The sequence below is a fragment of the Streptomyces beijiangensis genome, from assembly GCF_017315755.1.
GTDB lineage: Bacteria > Actinomycetota > Actinomycetes > Streptomycetales > Streptomycetaceae > Streptomyces > Streptomyces beijiangensis.
Genome location: NZ_JAFLRJ010000143.1, coordinates 1 through 15,162, shown reverse-complemented (window position 1 = coordinate 15,162; position 15,162 = coordinate 1). Strand labels below are relative to the sequence as shown.

General features: G+C 68.0%; 12 protein-coding genes. 6 read left to right on the top strand and 6 right to left on the bottom strand.

Going from position 1 to position 15,162, the window contains the following annotated elements:
* Window positions 1-22 precede the first annotated feature (22 nt).
* Window positions 23-352, bottom strand: a complete 330-nt coding sequence (locus tag J0695_RS15650; protein WP_206962653.1) for a hypothetical protein — start codon at window positions 350-352, stop codon at window positions 23-25.
* 267 nt (window positions 353-619) lie between these two features.
* Between J0695_RS15650 and J0695_RS15645 the strand changes: the two genes are divergently transcribed.
* On the top strand, window positions 620-985 hold the full coding sequence (locus tag J0695_RS15645; RefSeq protein WP_206962652.1) for a DUF6355 family natural product biosynthesis protein: 366 nt from the start codon (window positions 620-622) through the stop codon (window positions 983-985).
* Window positions 986-1,058: 73 nt separating this feature from the next.
* Here the strand turns inward: J0695_RS15645 and J0695_RS15640 are convergent, their stop codons facing one another.
* Window positions 1,059-2,282 carry a GDSL-type esterase/lipase family protein gene (locus J0695_RS15640; RefSeq protein ID WP_206962651.1) on the bottom strand — a complete coding sequence of 408 codons (1,224 nt, stop codon included), beginning with the start codon at window positions 2,280-2,282 and terminating at the stop codon, window positions 1,059-1,061.
* Between the two features lie 118 nt (window positions 2,283-2,400).
* Window positions 2,401-4,743 (bottom strand): discoidin domain-containing protein, encoded by a 2,343-nt coding sequence (locus tag J0695_RS15635; protein WP_206962650.1) that lies wholly within the window; start codon window positions 4,741-4,743, stop codon window positions 2,401-2,403.
* A gap of 460 nt (window positions 4,744-5,203) precedes the next feature.
* Here J0695_RS15635 and J0695_RS15630 point away from each other — a divergent pair, with 460 nt between their 5' ends.
* Together J0695_RS15630 and J0695_RS15625 are read left to right on the top strand one after the other, a co-directional pair.
* Window positions 5,204-9,460 carry a discoidin domain-containing protein gene (locus tag J0695_RS15630; RefSeq protein WP_372445773.1) on the top strand — a complete coding sequence of 1,419 codons (4,257 nt, stop codon included), beginning with the start codon at window positions 5,204-5,206 and terminating at the stop codon, window positions 9,458-9,460.
* Window positions 9,461-9,553: 93 nt separating this feature from the next.
* Window positions 9,554-10,021, top strand: coding sequence for a DUF5990 family protein (locus tag J0695_RS15625; RefSeq protein ID WP_242552711.1), 468 nt, complete (start codon window positions 9,554-9,556; stop codon window positions 10,019-10,021).
* A gap of 123 nt (window positions 10,022-10,144) precedes the next feature.
* Here the strand turns inward: J0695_RS15625 and J0695_RS15620 are convergent, their stop codons facing one another.
* Complete coding sequence (locus J0695_RS15620) at window positions 10,145-10,735, bottom strand: TIGR03086 family metal-binding protein (RefSeq protein WP_206962647.1); 591 nt, start codon at window positions 10,733-10,735, stop codon at window positions 10,145-10,147.
* Between the two features lie 47 nt (window positions 10,736-10,782).
* On the opposite strand from J0695_RS15620, the gene J0695_RS15615 reads away from it, so the two are divergent.
* Entirely contained in the window at window positions 10,783-11,598 is an 816-nt protein-coding gene (locus J0695_RS15615; RefSeq protein ID WP_206962646.1) for a helix-turn-helix domain-containing protein, read from the top strand.
* Between the two features lie 13 nt (window positions 11,599-11,611).
* Here J0695_RS15615 and J0695_RS15610 read toward each other — a convergent pair whose 3' ends face one another.
* Complete coding sequence (locus J0695_RS15610) at window positions 11,612-12,271, bottom strand: response regulator (protein ID WP_206962645.1); 660 nt, start codon at window positions 12,269-12,271, stop codon at window positions 11,612-11,614.
* Complete coding sequence (locus J0695_RS15605; RefSeq protein WP_206962644.1) at window positions 12,271-13,224, bottom strand: HAMP domain-containing sensor histidine kinase; 954 nt, start codon at window positions 13,222-13,224, stop codon at window positions 12,271-12,273. The genes J0695_RS15610 and J0695_RS15605 overlap by 1 nt, the downstream gene beginning before the upstream one ends.
* Before the next feature lie 274 nt (window positions 13,225-13,498).
* Between J0695_RS15605 and J0695_RS15600 the strand changes: the two genes are divergently transcribed.
* The gene (locus J0695_RS15600; RefSeq protein ID WP_206962643.1) at window positions 13,499-13,969 is read left to right on the top strand and encodes a cation:proton antiporter regulatory subunit; all 471 of its coding nucleotides are present in this window, start codon (window positions 13,499-13,501) and stop codon (window positions 13,967-13,969) included.
* 4 nt (window positions 13,970-13,973) lie between these two features.
* Window positions 13,974-15,162: cation:proton antiporter (locus J0695_RS15595; RefSeq protein WP_206962642.1), on the top strand; the 1,189-nt coding region annotated here is incomplete at its 3' end.

Genomic DNA, 15,162 nt, shown 5'->3' with positions numbered 1-15,162 from the left:
CCCCGTGGTGCTGCCGCTGCTGCTACTTCTGGACGCCGGTGCCCGGGCTGATCACCCGGGGAGCGTTCCCGGCGTGGTCGGACCCGGCGCCGGACGTGCCCGCGCCGACCGCCTTGCCCGCACCGGCTGCCTTGCCGGGCTTGACGACCTTCGGGCTACCGGCGGAGTCCGAGGTGACCTGCGGGGCCGAGTCCCCGCCCGTGGTGACCTTCGGCGCGGTGGAAGCCGGCTTCACGTCGGAGTCGGCGACGGCCTGGACGGCGAATCCGCCGCCGAGCAGCAGCGCGACACCGGTGACGGCACCCAGCACCCGGGGGCGTGAACCTTGGTTCCACTTGGCGTGCAAAGACATGAGATCTCCTGGGGAAGTGACGGAAACAGTGACGGAAACACGGTCGGGAACAACTGCTGAAGGGCGCCTTCAACCCACCAGACGTGCGACACCCGCCGAGGTTGCGACCACGTCCCGGAAACTTCGCCAGGCCCTTTCGTTGACCCGTTCGGGTGATGGCTGATCGTTTCCTCTCGGCCGGGGAGGAATGGCCCGCGGCGCGCCATGAAATGAGTCCCGTCGTGCACCTTCGAACTCATCGGTGCGCCCTGCAGAGAGGAACACATCATGCGATCAGATGAACGCTCGCGATCCGTACGCCCGGTCCGGCGCCACCCCCGGACGCTCGCCCTCGCCGCCGTAGCCCTGGCCGGAGCCCTCGCGTTCTCCGTGGCGGCTCCGGCGGAGGCGCTGTCCGGGCAGCGCCTCGCGGGCTGTGGCTGGAACGAGGCGACCGACCGTGACCACGCCTCCTACGAGCACTGTGCGACGGACACCAATGTGTGGATCCAGGTGACACGTACCTGGCGGTCCGACTACCACCGCTGTGTGGGCCCGGGCCGGACCGTTCTCGACTCCGACGCGTCGGGAGCCTGGTACGACAGCAACTACCAGGGCGGTACGTGCAGCCACCCCGGGGACACCGGACCGTAACAGCAGTCGCAGTTGCTGTCGCACGCCTCGTCCGCCTCCGGTCAGGTCCGGAGGCGGACGAGGCGCAGCTGTCTCAGGCGGGCCCGGTCGCGAAGGGGCCGCCGGTGCCGAAGGCCAGAGCGGCGAAGCGTTCGCCGACGCGGCGGTGCGTGGCGGCGTCCGGGTGGAGCCTGTCGGGCAGCGGCAGCTCGGCACTGTCCGCCTCGCCGTAGAGTTCGCGGCCGTCGAGGTAGTGCAGATTCGGGTCGTCGACCGCCCGCTGCTTCACGATGCGGGCCAGCTCGTCCCGGACGACATTGAGCGTCAGCTTTCCGCTCGCCCGTTCCGCGGGATCTCCCGCAGCCAGGAACTGAAGCTTCCCCGTGGTGCTGAGACTGCTGAAGTCCGGGGCGCTCGGGCCGGGGGTGTCCTCGTGGATGGGACACAGGAGAGGCGAGACGACCAGCAGCGGGACGGTGGGATGCCCCTCGCGGATGGTGTCGAGAAAGCCGTGCACCGCAGGGGAGAAGGCCCGCAGCCTCATCAGGTCGGTATTGACCAGATTGATGCCGATCTTGACGCTGATCACGTCCGCAGGGGTGTCACGCAGGGCGCGGGCGGTGAACGGATCCAGCAGGGCGCTGCCGCCCAGACCGAGGTTGATCAGCTCCGTGCCGCCCAGGGAGGCGGCCAGCGCGGGCCAGGTCGTGCTGGGGCTCGCGGCGTCGGAGCCGTGGCTGATCGAACTGCCGTGGTGCAGCCACACACGGCGGCCCTGGTCAGGTACGGCCTCGACGGGGGTGTCCGTACGCAGGGCGACCAGCTGAGTGATCTCGTTGTACGGCAGCCAGATCTCGACGTCCTTCACCCGGTCGGGGAGACCGGTGAACCGGACGGTGCCGACGGGTCCCGGCCTGGTCTCCGCGGACCCGGTGGTCATGTCCACCATCAGGACATTGCCGCCGGTCACATGGGCCTGTCCGGCCAGGCGGCCGTCGACGAGCAGGTCGTACACGCCGTCCGGACGGGGCGGGGCGCCCTGGTAGGCCATCTTGGTGCGGAGTGCGTCCAGCTCGACGGCGGTCGCCCGCGTACGGAAGACCAGCCGCACGCCGGAGGGCTGGGCCTCCGCCATGGCCAGCTGCCCGTCGGCGCACTGCGCGCGGGCCCGGGCGGGGAGCCGGTGCGGCAATATCCCGTGCTCGGTCCGCTCCAGTTCGAGCGCACCGCGCAAGAGGTCCGCGGTGATGGGCGTGGTGGTCCAGTCGGCCCCCGGAGTGGTCGAGGAGCCGGGGCCGGGGGAGTGCTCGGGGTTCATGATCCCAGCCTGCCCACCGGATACGTGTTACGCACATGATTATCCGGGTGCGGGGGACCCCCGGGGCCGCATCCCGGAGATCCCCCTTGCCGGCGTACTACCGGCCCCATGCGCACTCTCAGCTGGTGTACGCCTCCAGTTCGGAGAGCTGGGCCGCGGGCCATCCGGTGTTGCCGGTGAACGTCAGCCGCAGGTAGCGCGTCGACGTCCCGGTCAGGGAGACCGTGGCCGTGTTGCTGCTGGACGGGTTGAAGGTGTACCCGGCGGACGCCTTGAGCGAGGTGTACGTGGAGTTGTCGGTACTCCCCGACACGCTCAGCGTCTGGGTGCGGGTGGCCCACGCCGCGGCCGGCGGAAGCTTCAGCTCCAGGCGTTTGATCGCTTTCGACCATCCCAGGTCCACAGTGATCGACTGCGGGAAAGCGTTGTTGGTGCTCTCCCAGTAGGAGTTGGCGTTTCCGTCCACCGCGTTCGACGCCTGATAGACGTCGGCGTGCCCGGATTCCGTGACCGGGCGGCCCTTGGCCAGGTTTCCGGTGTCGGCCGGCGGGGTGGTGGGCGGGTCCGTCGGCGTAGTGGGCGGATCGGTCGGAGTGGTGGGCGGGTCGGTCGGCTGGCCGCCGCCCTGCGGGATGCCGCCATTGGTCCACACGGGGTCGGGCCAGGTTCCGGTGCACACGGGCGGGTCCGCGTACCAGCCGGAATTGGTGCCCGTCCGGGTGATCTGGAAGCCACTGCCGATGCAGTTGTGGATCGGGTTGCTCTGCGCGATGTGGGTGGCGGTCACATTCTCGAAGGTGGCGGTGCCCGGAGCCTGGATCTGCAGGGCGTACGTTCCCGCGCCGTCGATGCGGATGTTCTTGAAGTGCAGGCCGTTGGTCGCGCCCTCGATGAGGTGGATGGCCGCGTACGAGCTGTCCAGGACCTCGCTGTCAGTGATGTTGATGGTGGCGTTGATCGGTTCGTTGAGGCCGCTGAACCAGATCGCGCCGACACCGAAGCGCCAGTTGAAGTCGTTGTTCCCGGCACGGATCAGGGTGTTGCGTGCGGCGGTGATGGTGCCCGAGACGGCCGTGCCCTGACCGGAGTTGACGCCCGGGTACCGGTTGGCGATGTGCAGGCCGCCGCCGTTGCTGATGGTGTCGGACATGACGTTGTCCGAGATGGTGATGTCCTTGCCGCCGTACGTGACGATGTTGTTCGCCAGGATGGGCAGGATCACCGTGTTGAACGTGAACTTGTTGTTGACGTTCGGCTTGGCCTCCGCCCACATGGCGAGGCCGTCGTCGCCGCTGTTGCGGACGAAGGTGTTGGTGACGGTGGAGTTCGTGACGCCGTAGTGGAAGTTCACGCCGTCCGCGGTCTGGTCCAGGATGCGGCTGTTCTTGATGGTGAGGTTGTCCATCGGACCGTCCATCCAGGCACCGCACTTGGTGTGCTGCATCCAGATGTTGTCGACGGTGGAGTTGGACAGAGCGCCGCCGATGGCGTTGACCTGATCGTCGTCGACGCGCTCGCGGATGTCACCGATGATGGCGAAGTCCTTGAGGGTGACGTTGCTGCTGCCGCCCTGGGCGGCGTACTTCCCGTACACGCCGACCGCCTTGCTGCGGTTGGCGGGGTCGCGTCCGGTGAGGACGCTGTACCAGGGTCCGGCACCGCGCAGTGTCACCTTGTCGACCACGATGTGGTCGCGGACCTGGAAGGTGCCCTGTGGGATGTAGACCTCTTTGCTCTGTGCCTTGCCGGCGTCGACAGCCGCCTGGATCTTGGCAGTCGAGTCCGCGGCGCCGGTCGGGTCGGCTCCGAAGTCGCTCACCACGTCCAGCGCACCGGCGGGCTTGGCGACGGGGGCCGCCACCTGCTCGAAGTCGGCGAGGTCGATGGTGAACGAGGGGGAGGCCGAGACCGAGGCGACCTGGAGTCTGATCTTCGTTCCCGCCGGGAGCGTCGATCCCAGCATGGTCCGGGTCTCGTCGTAGAAGTGATGGGGGTTGGTGTCCCCCGGGTTGTTGTTGAAGGGGTAGCCGCCGTAGTACCAGCCGTACACGGAGGTGACCGGGACGCTCTTGAACTGGCTGCCGTTCACCTTGAGATCGATCGCCGCGTCCCGGCCGGATCCGGACGCGCTGTCCGGGAGCGAGTAGCGGAACGACATCGCGTTCGCCGGGCTGGTGAGAGTGAACTCGACGTACTCACCGACGGCGTCCAGCGTGACGGCCTGACGGCCCGAGGCCTCGGAGGGCAGCGCGCCGTAGGTGCGGTCGGGGCCGATGAGGGAGCCGTTGGTCGAGGCGTATTCGGCCTCCTGCTCCTTGAACGGGACGGTGGCGCCGCGGTCCTTGACGTTCAGCGGCGATGGGGCCTGTACCGCCGCTGCCTGGGCCGTGGAGCCGGTCGACAGCACGACTGCGGCGGCTGTCCCTGCCACCGCAAGTGCCATCGATATCGACGCGGCCATGCCACGCCTTAGCAAGCGAACTCTTGGGGGGAGTGCCACAGAAGGGGTCCTTGTCGCTCGGTGGGGGCTCTGCGAACGCTCAGCAGGCTAGAGCGCGACCGACGTGACGTCCATGAATCTGCGCAAGATTTTGATAGGAGTATGAAAATGATCGACTCAGGGTGGGAAGAAGTGGTGATTGTCGAGAGTCTCTGGCCAACTCGCCCTGCCCCCCGGTGTGCTGGCGGACCGCCAGGGGTATCGCGCCGATGGGTGAAGCCGGCTTGGTGCGGTAGGAAAAGTGCGAATCGCCCAGGCTGGACAATGCGGACCTGATGTTTGGCATGAACTCGGCGACTATCTCTGTCGCGCCGGTAGACCTTCCTACAGCTCTCTGCAATATTCCAACAATTGAACGCAAGAACACGAACACGAGAGACTGGGGACACCCATGCCACGTATCCGGTCCAGATGGCGAGCCATGACGGCCGCCCTCGCGACGGCCCTTTTACTGCTCGGCCTGCCCGTACTGTCCGCCGAAGCCGCCGGCGGACCCAACATCGCCGTGGGGAAGCCCACCAGAGCCAGCGACTCCAGCGCCGCCTATGGAGCCGGGAACATCACCGACGGCAACCAGGCCAGCTACTGGGAGAGTTCGGCCGGCAGTTTTCCGCAGTGGGTGGAGACGGACCTCGGCTCGACCGTCCGGACCGACCAGGTCGTACTGAAGCTCCCCGCGGGCTGGGAGAGCCGTAACGAGACCCTCGCCGTCCAGGGCAGCGCGGACGGCACCAGCTACAACACCCTCTCCGCCGCGGCCTCGTACACCTTCGGTCCCGGCAACGGCAACACGGTGACGGTCAACTTCCCGGCCGCCCAGACCCGTTTCGTACGTATCAACATCACCGCCAACTCCGGCTGGCCCAAGGCTCAGCTCTCCGAGCTCGAAGTGCACGCGGCGGGCACCACGGGCAACCTGGCACTCGGCAAGACCCTGACCGCCAGCAGCTACACCGAGGTGTACACCGCGTCCAACGCCAATGACGCCAACCGGGCCAGCTACTGGGAGAGCAAGAACAATGCGCTCCCGCAGTGGATCCAGGCCGACCTCGGCGCCTCGGTACGGGTCGACCAGGTCGTCCTGCGACTGCCGTCCGGCTGGGGTGCGAGAACCCAGACGCTGAAGATCCAGGGCAGCACCAACAATACGGACTTCACGGATCTCACCGCCTCCAAGGGGTACGCCTTCAACGCGGCCGGGGATCAGTCGGCGACGATCGCCTTCGACGCCACCACCACCCGCTATGTGCGCGTACTGATCACCGCCAACACCGAGCAGCCCGCAGGACAGCTCTCGGAACTCGAGATCTACGGTCCGACGTCCGGCGATGTCACGCCCCCCTCCACCCCGCAGAACCTCGCCTACACCCAACCGGCGACCGGCCAGGTCAAGCTCACCTGGACGGCCTCGACCGACGCGGTCGGTGTGACCGGATACGACATCTACGCCAACGGTGAGCTGCGTTCCAGCGTCGCCGGCGACGTCACGGCCTACACCGACAGCCAGCCGGGAAGCGCCACCGTCGCGTACTACGTGCGCGCCCACGACGCCGCGGGCAACCAGTCGGGCAACAGCAACACCGTGACCCGCACAGGCGACACGGGCGACACCCAGGCTCCCACCGCGCCGTCGAATCTCGCCTTCACCCAGCCGTCCGGCACGACCGTCAAGCTGACCTGGGGCGCCTCCACGGACAATGTGAAGGTCACCGGTTACGACGTCTACGCCAACGGGAGCCTGCGCACCTCCGTCGCGGGCGACGTCACGACCTACACGGACACCCAGCCGGCCGACACCACGGTCTCGTACTACGTACGGGCCAAGGACGCCGCGGGCAACGCCTCGGGCAACAGCAACACCGTCACCCGCACCGGCACGACGGGCCCCGGATCCAACCTCGCCCAGGGGAAGCCGATCAGCGCTTCCTCCACGGTCTTCACCTTCGCCGCGGAGAACGCCAACGACGGTCTGACCAGCACCTACTGGGAAGGCGCCGGCGGCAGCTACCCGAACACGCTGACCGTGAAGCTGGGTGCCAACGCCGATGTGAACTCGGTCGTGCTGAAGCTGAACCCGGACAGCGCCTGGGCCACCCGGACCCAGAACGTCCAGGTCCTCGGCCGTGAGCAGTCCGACACCGCGTTCACGAGTCTGGTGGCGGGCAAGGACTACACCTTCAATCCGGCGAGCCAGAACACCGTCACCATCCCGGTGAGCGGCCGGATCGCCGACGTCCAGCTGAAGATCACCTCCAACACCGGCTCGTCCGCGGGCCAGATCGCGGAGTTCCAGGTGGTGGGCGTACCCGCCCCCAACCCGGATCTCCAGGTCACCGGAATCACCTCGTCCCCGGCCGCACCGGTCGAGTCGGACACGATCAGCCTGTCCGCCACCGTCACCAACAGCGGCCCCCAGGCCGCGGCAGCCACCGCCCTCGACTTCAACCTCGGCTCCACCAAGGCAGGCACCGCACAGGTGCCCGCACTCGCGGCAGGCGAGACGAAGACCGTCACCGCCTCCATCGGCGCACGCGACGCGGGAAGTTACCCGCTGAGTGCGGTCGTCGACCCGGCGAACACCGTCATCGAGCAGAACGAGGCGAACAACACCTTCACCAGCACCTCGCCGCTCGTCGTCAAGCCGGTCGCCAGCTCCGACCTGGTGGCGTCACCCGTCAGCTGGTCGCCCAGCTCGGCGAGCGCGGGTGACACGGTCAAGTTCTCCGTGGCGATAAAGAACCAGGGCACCGTGGCCTCGGCCAGCGGTTCGCACGCCGTCACGCTGACGGTGACCGACTCCAAGGGCGTCCTGCTCAAGACCCTCACCGGCGCCTACAACGGGGCCATCGCGGCAGGCGACACCACCTCCCCGGTGGACCTCGGCACCTGGACCGCGGTGAACGGCAACTACCAGGTCAAGACGGTGATCGCGGCCGACACGAATGAGCTCCCGGTCAAGCGCGACAACAACACCACCACCCAGTCGCTGTTCATCGGGCGCGGCGCGGACATGCCGTACGACACCTACGAGGCCGAGGACGGAGTCGTCGCGGGCGGCGCCAAGGTCGTCGGACCCAACCGCACGATCGGAGACCTGGCCGGCGAGGCGTCCGGCCGCAAGGCCGTGACGCTCAACAACACCGGTGAGTCCGTCGAGTTCACCACCAAAGCCAGCACCAATACCCTGGTCACCCGCTTCTCCATCCCGGACGCCGCGAGCGGCGGTGGCACCAGCGCGACGCTCAACATCTACGTCGACGGCACGTTCCTCAAGGCCATCGACCTCAACTCGAAGTACGCCTGGCTGTACGGCGCCGAGACCGGCCCCGGCAACGACCCGGGATCCGGACCCGCTCGCCACATCTACGACGAGGCGAACGTCCTCCTCGGCAAGACGGTCCCCGCAGGCAGCAAGATCAAGCTGCAGAAGGACGCCGCCAACACCTCCAAGTACGCGATCGACTTCGTCGACACCGAGCAGGCCACGGCGATCGCCAACCCCGACCCGGCCACGTACACCGTGCCGGCCGGATTCGCCCAGCAGGACGTGCAGAACGCCCTGGACAAGGTCCGGATGGACACCACCGGCAAGCTGGTCGGCGTGTACCTGCCGGCCGGTGACTACGAGACGGCAAGCAAGTTCCAGGTGTACGGAAAGGCGGTCAAGGTCGTCGGGGCGGGCCCCTGGTTCACCCGCTTCCATGCGCCCTCGTCCCAGGACAACACCGACGCGGGCTTCCGCGCGGAGGCGACGGCCAACGGCTCGACGTTCGCGAACTTCGCGTTCTTCGGCAACTACACCTCGCGCATCGACGGTCCGGGCAAGGTGTTCGACTTCTCCAACGTCGCCAACATCACCATCGACAACGTCTGGAACGAACACACCGTGTGCCTCTACTGGGGCGCCAACACCGACAGCATCACCATCAAGAACTCGCGCATCCGTGACACCTTCGCCGACGGCATCAACATGACGAACGGCAGCACGGACAACCACGTCATCAACAACGAGTCGCGTGCCACAGGAGACGACAGTTTCGCGCTGTTCTCGGCCATCGACGCCGGCGGCGCCGACGAGAAGAACAACGTCTTCGAGAACCTCACCTCGCTGCTGACCTGGCGTGCCGCGGGGGTGGCCGTCTACGGCGGCTACAGCAACACCTTCCGCAACATCCGCATCGCGGACACCCTCGTCTACTCCGGGATCACGGTCAGTTCGCTGGACTTCGGTTACGCGATGAACGGCTTCGGCACGGATCCGACGACCCTGGAGAACATCACGATCGAACGGTCCGGCGGACACTTCTGGAACGGGCAGACCTTCCCCGGCATCTGGCTGTTCTCCGCCTCGAAGGTGTTCCAGGGCATCCGTATCAACGATGTGGACATCATCGATCCGACCTACAGCGGAATCATGTTCCAGACCAACTACGTGGGAGGCCAGCCGCAGTTCCCGATCAAGGACACGATCCTCACGGACATCACGATCACCGGCGCCAAGAAGAGCGGCGACGCCTATGACGCCAAGTCGGGCTTCGGACTGTGGGCCAACGAGCTGCCCGAGTCCGGGCAGGGCCCGGCGGTCGGCGAGGTGACGTTCCACAACCTGAAGATGAGCGGCAACGCTCAGGACATCAAGAACACCACGTCCACCTTCAAGATCAACAACCTGCCCTAACGGCAGGCGGGCCGTACCGGCGAGCGGTGACATCCGGGTCCTTCACCGGATGCCACCGCTCGCGCTCCGCCCCGAGCATGGATGATGGCCGACATGCGCATCCGTATCGACGCCGTCGACCTGCCAGGCCTCACGGGCCCGGCGCCCGCCGACGGCACCGTTCCCGAGTACGGCAACATCCATGTCGCGGTGCAGCGCCGCGACCGCCCGGCCGAGCTCCTCGACCCGTACCCGGGCGACGCCGCCTCCGCGACGTGGACCCTGGAGTGCACCGCGACCACCTCGGAGACCGGCACCGAGGTGAAGGGCCCGTATGTACAGGACCGTCTGGGCCGCCGGTTCATCTACCTGTCCTGGGGCACGGTCGACGAGTCGGGCGTGTTCACGATGTTCCGCCGTGCCAAGCTCATGCTCGACGTCCTCCCCGAGGAGTTGCTCGCCGCCGCGGCTCGCGACGGTCTGCTCGTCGGGCGTCTCGGCCTCACCGACGCGAGCGGCAACGCTGTGTGCGCACGCGTCGAGCCCCCGCAGATCGCCTGGACCGCCGAACGCGCCGCCTGACGGCCGCCCGTTCGGGGCGCGCAGCCGCACGGATGTCAGTGGCCGACGCCATACTGATCGCCGTGACCCCACCACCCGGCCTGTCCCGAAGTGCGGCAGAACCCGTTGACCTCTGACGCCCGCTCAGGGCCGCCACTGGGGATCGCGACCCGCCAGTCCCAAGGCGCGGTCGAGCAGCGGTGCGTCCGGCGCGACCTGGACTTCCGGGCCGTACATGCCGTACTGGCGGGCCATGTCCGCCTTCCCGGCGACATCGTGGAAGAGCACGGCGGCAGTCTCGTCGTCGATGTTCAGCTTCTGCCCGGTAGCCACGGCCAGATCCCAGCCGTGCAGCAGCCACTCGCCCAGGACGATCCCGCCGATGAAGGGAGCCGGCATCAGTCCGCCACCGGTCATCCCCGTCTCACCGGTCCATGCCCGGTCGTCGCTCCACACGGCGGCGGTCGCCGCGGACCGGGCGGCATACGCCTCGCACCAGCCAGGTACGCCGGTGAAGTCATGGTCATCCGCGACCCCGTCCGGCGGGCCCGGTACGGGAAGCTTGAGCCCGGCGGCGTGTCCTCGATCACCGGTCCAGAAGATGAGGTGGTTCACCAGGGCCCGGACATCCATCTCCGGGCAGGGGGTGCGCCCCTGGAACTGGCCGGGGTCCGTGCCCCGTACAACATCGACGGCCGCCTGAGAGGCCCGGCTCATCACAGCGCTCAGTTCCATGTCACACCTTTTCCTTGGTCACTCTGCGCACGATAGGTGAAACGACGATGCCTGGTATTGAACAAACGCGACAGAGGGCCATCCTCCACCCGCACACCGCGGCAGAGCGCTTCCGTCTCGACCACGCACCGCCGCCCGAAGATCTGGCTCCCTTCCTCGACGGGTTCTGGATCCTTCACTGGAACCTCACCGAGCCGTACCGACAACAGGTCCTCACCTACCCGGTGGTCCACCTCTCCTTCACCACGGACAACATCCGTGCACAGATCACCGGCGTCGTCAGTGACACCTTCACCCGGGAGATCTCGGGTACGGGACGGGCCCTTGGCCTGCGATTCAGGCCCGGGGGCTTCCGGCCGTTCCTCTCCGCTCCCGTATCCACCCTCACCGACCGGGTGCTCGCAGCCGAGGAGGTCTTCGGCCAGGCCGCCCGGACGGCGGAGGACGCCGTGATCGCCGAAACCGACGTGCCCACCGCACTCGAACAGGCCGCCGAACTCCTGCGCACCCTCCGGCCCGTCCCCGATCCCGTCATCGACGAGGCCGCCGGTCTGGTGGACGCGGTCAGCGACGATCCGTCCGTCCTGCGGGTCTCTCAACTCGCCGCCATCGCGGACATGAGCACCCGCAGACTGCAGCGGCTGTTCGCCGAGTACGTCGGCATCGGCCCCAAGTGGGTCATCCGGCGGGCCCGTATGCAGGAAGCCGCCGCGCGCGCCGCGGGCGGCCAACAGGACTGGGCCGCTCTCGCCGCCGAACTCGGCTACGCCGACCAGTCCCATTTCATTCGCGACTTCACCAACTCGACCGGCGCGCCCCCTGCGCAGTACGCGGACTCGGCACAGGAACCGACAGGTCCGTAGCGGTGGCGAAGGGCTACGGCTCGATGAGGCCGACTCGGATCGCGTACCGGGTGAGTTCGAGCCGGTCCCGCAGCCCCAGCTTCTGGAGCAGATTGGCCCGGTGGCGTTCGACCGTCTTGGTGCTGATGAAGAGCAGATCGCCGATCGCCTTCGACGTGTGGCCCTCGGCAACGAGCTTGAGGATCTCTTCCTCGCGTTCGGTGATGGCCCGGTCCGGAACAGGCCGGCCCTGTCCTGCCAGGTCAAGATATTTCCGTATCAACGCGGTCTCGGCGCCGGGATAGATGAAGGGTTCGTCCCGCATGGCGGAGCGGCAGGCCTCCACCAGGTCGCGGTCGGCGACCGACTTCAGGACGTAACCGCTCGCGCCGACCTTGAGCGACTCGAAGAAGTACTGCTCGTTGTCGTACATGGTGAGGATCAGGATCCGCAGACCCGGGACCAGGCGGGACAGTTCGCGCGCTGCCTGGAGACCCGTCTGGCGGGGCATCGCGATGTCGAGAATGGCCAGGTCGACACCCCCCGCACTCGCCTGCGCGACGGCTTCCGCACCGTTGTCGGCCTCGGCGACGACGGTGAGGTCGGGTTCGTTCTCCAGGATGAGCCGCACTCCACGGCGTACGAGCCCGTGGTCGTCGGCGAGCAGGATGCGGGTGGGGACGGGAGCGGTCATCAGGAGTCCTCCTTGGCCGTCATGGGCACGTCCAGGCGCACATCGGTGCCTCCCGAGGGGCCGGGGAGGATGGTCAGTTCGGCCCCGATGAGCAGTGCCCGCTCCCGCATGCCACGGATGCCGGCCCCCTCCGCCGCCCGGTCCATGCCTCTGCCGTCGTCCCGGATCAGCAGCCCGATGCCGCCGTCGGGCCTGCGGCTCAGCCGCACTTCGGCGCAAGTGGCGTGGGCGTGGCGGGCGATGTTGGTCAGGCCCTCCTGGGCGACGCGGTAGAGGACCAGTTCCGTCTCGTCGCTGTGGGAGGGAATGCCCGGGCTGATGGAGGTGCGTGCGGAGAGACCGGGTGCGGTGAACTCGGCAGCCAGGGACCGCAGAGCGCTGTGCAGCCCGAGTTCCTCGAGCACCCCGGGACGCAGCCTGCGGGCAATGCGGCGGATCTCGTCCAGACTGTCCCTGGTCGTCTCCTGCGCCTGGTGGAGGTCGTCCCGCAGACCGGCAGGGGCCCGGTCGGCCGCGTGCTTGAGCTGCAGCAGCACGGCGGTCAGGGTCTGCCCGACCTCGTCGTGGAGCTCCCGCGCGATACGCCGGCGCTCCTCCTCCTGAGCCGAAAGCACCCGGGCGCTGCTGGTCGCACGTTCGGCTTCGAGCCGGTCGAGCATCGTGTTGAACGTGGAGATCAGCTCAGCCATCTCCCTCGGCCCGGTCACGGCGGGCCGGCTGCCGGGGCGCAGCAGATCCGCCGTGGCCATGGCGCGGACAAGGCGCTGCAGGGGCATGAGCCCGATCCGCAGCAGGACGGCGTTGGCGACGATCATCGCGACCAGCCCCGTGCACAGGATCGATGCCTCGCTGGGCAGGACCGGCGTCGAAACGGTGACCGGCCCCAGAAGCAGTACGACGGCGACGACCAGCACCACCGCGTTGAGAAGGAGAATCCGCCAGTACAGCGACATGGCTCCTCCTCTCGTCGTCGAATACACCCACTACCACGCCCTGGCTGTTCATCGGCCGCATCAGCCCTGTGACCTGCGGCGGGACCTGTGTCCCCGCCTCAGCCTGCCCTCTGTCCAGGGGCTGTGTCCATCCGTGGTGACACCCATGTCCCGGCCCTGTGTTCGAGTGGCACCATGGCGGCTGCACCCCGGTCCGACGCGCCTGTCGGCGCCGCCGTGCAGCACGTGAATCGCCATCGACGAGAAGGAGGGACGGGCCGTGCCCGCTCCGCGGATGAGAATGACACCCCTGCCAGGCATCGGTGTCCAGTACGACCTCACCACGCGTGAGCGCCGTCAGGTGTCGGTGATCGCGCATCGCGACGGCACCCGGTCGGTGAACATCTACCGGGCCGACGACCCCGACGCCTGCGCCCAGTCCCTGCATCTGTCGGGACCCGAGACGTCCTCGCTGATCGACGCGCTGACGCCCGCCCATCACAGTCCGAGTGTCCTGCACACCACCGATCTCGGCCTCATCGCCGAACGGATCGAGCTGTCCGCGCAGTCGTACTGGAACGGACGCGTGCTGGGAGAGATGCGGATGCGTACCGACACCGGAGCGTCCATCGTCGCCGTGCTGCGCCGCGCGGACGCGATCCCCTCGCCCACCCCCGCCTTCCGCCTCGCGGGCGGCGACACCCTGATCGTCATCGGCACCCGCGAGGGTGTCGAGGCGGCAGCGTTGATACTCGGAAGGGAGTGACCGGGTGCACTCAGCTGTCTTCCTGATCGAGTTCGGTGCCATCATCCTCGGCCTGGGACTGCTCGGCAGATTCGCCGGCCGTTTCCAGTTCTCGCCGATACCCCTGTACCTCCTCGCGGGGCTCGCCTTCGGCGAGGGCGGGCTCCTGCCGCTCGGAGCCAGCGAGGAGTTCGTCGCGATCGGCGCCGAGATCGGTGTGATCCTGCTGCTGCTCATGCTGGGTCTCGAGTACACCGCGAGCGACCTTGTCTCCAATCTGAAGACCCAGTACCCGGCAGGGCTGGTCGACTTCACCCTCAATGCGCTGCCCGGCGCGGGGGCGGCCCTGCTGCTCGGCTGGGGGCCGGTGGCCGCCGTGGTCCTCGGCGGAGTCACCTGGATCTCGTCCTCCGGCGTCATCGCCAAGGTCCTCGGGGACCTCGGCCGCATCGGCAACCGCGAGTCACCGGTGATCCTCAGCATCCTGGTACTCGAAGACCTCGCGATGGCCGTCTATCTGCCGATCATCACCGCGCTGCTGGCCGGTGTGAGCCTCGCCGCCGGCAGCATCACCCTGGCCATCGCCCTCGGCGCGGCGGGCGCCGTGCTCTTCGTCGCGGTCCGCTACGGACGGGTGATCTCGCGCTTCGTCTCCAGCGACGACCCCGAGAAGCTGCTGCTCGTCGTCCTCGGCCTCACGCTCCTGGTCGCAGGCCTCGCGCAACAGCTCCAGGTATCGGCCGCGGTGGGCGCGTTCCTGGTGGGAATCGCCCTGTCGGGCGAGGTCGCCGAAGGCGCCCATTCTCTGCTCAGCCCCCTGCGGGACCTGTTCGCCGCGGTCTTCTTCGTGTTCTTCGGCCTGCACACGGACCCGTCCAGCATCCCGCCCGTGCTGGTGCCCGCGCTCGCTCTCGCGGTGGTCACCGCACTGACCAAGATCGCGACTGGCTACTGGGCGGCCAGAAGGGCCGGGATCGGCGTCAGAGGCCGGTGGCGCGCCGGAGGCACCCTGGTGGCCCGTGGCGAGTTCTCCATCGTGATCGCCGGGCTTGCCGTCAGCGCCGGCATCCAACCGGAAATAGGCCCGTTCGCCACCGCGTACGTACTGATCCTCGTGATCATCGGCCCTCTCACCGCCCGATACACCGAACCGATCGCCCAGTACATCGCCCGCCGCCGTACCCCGGCGACGATTCAGGTCCCCTCGCCACGGG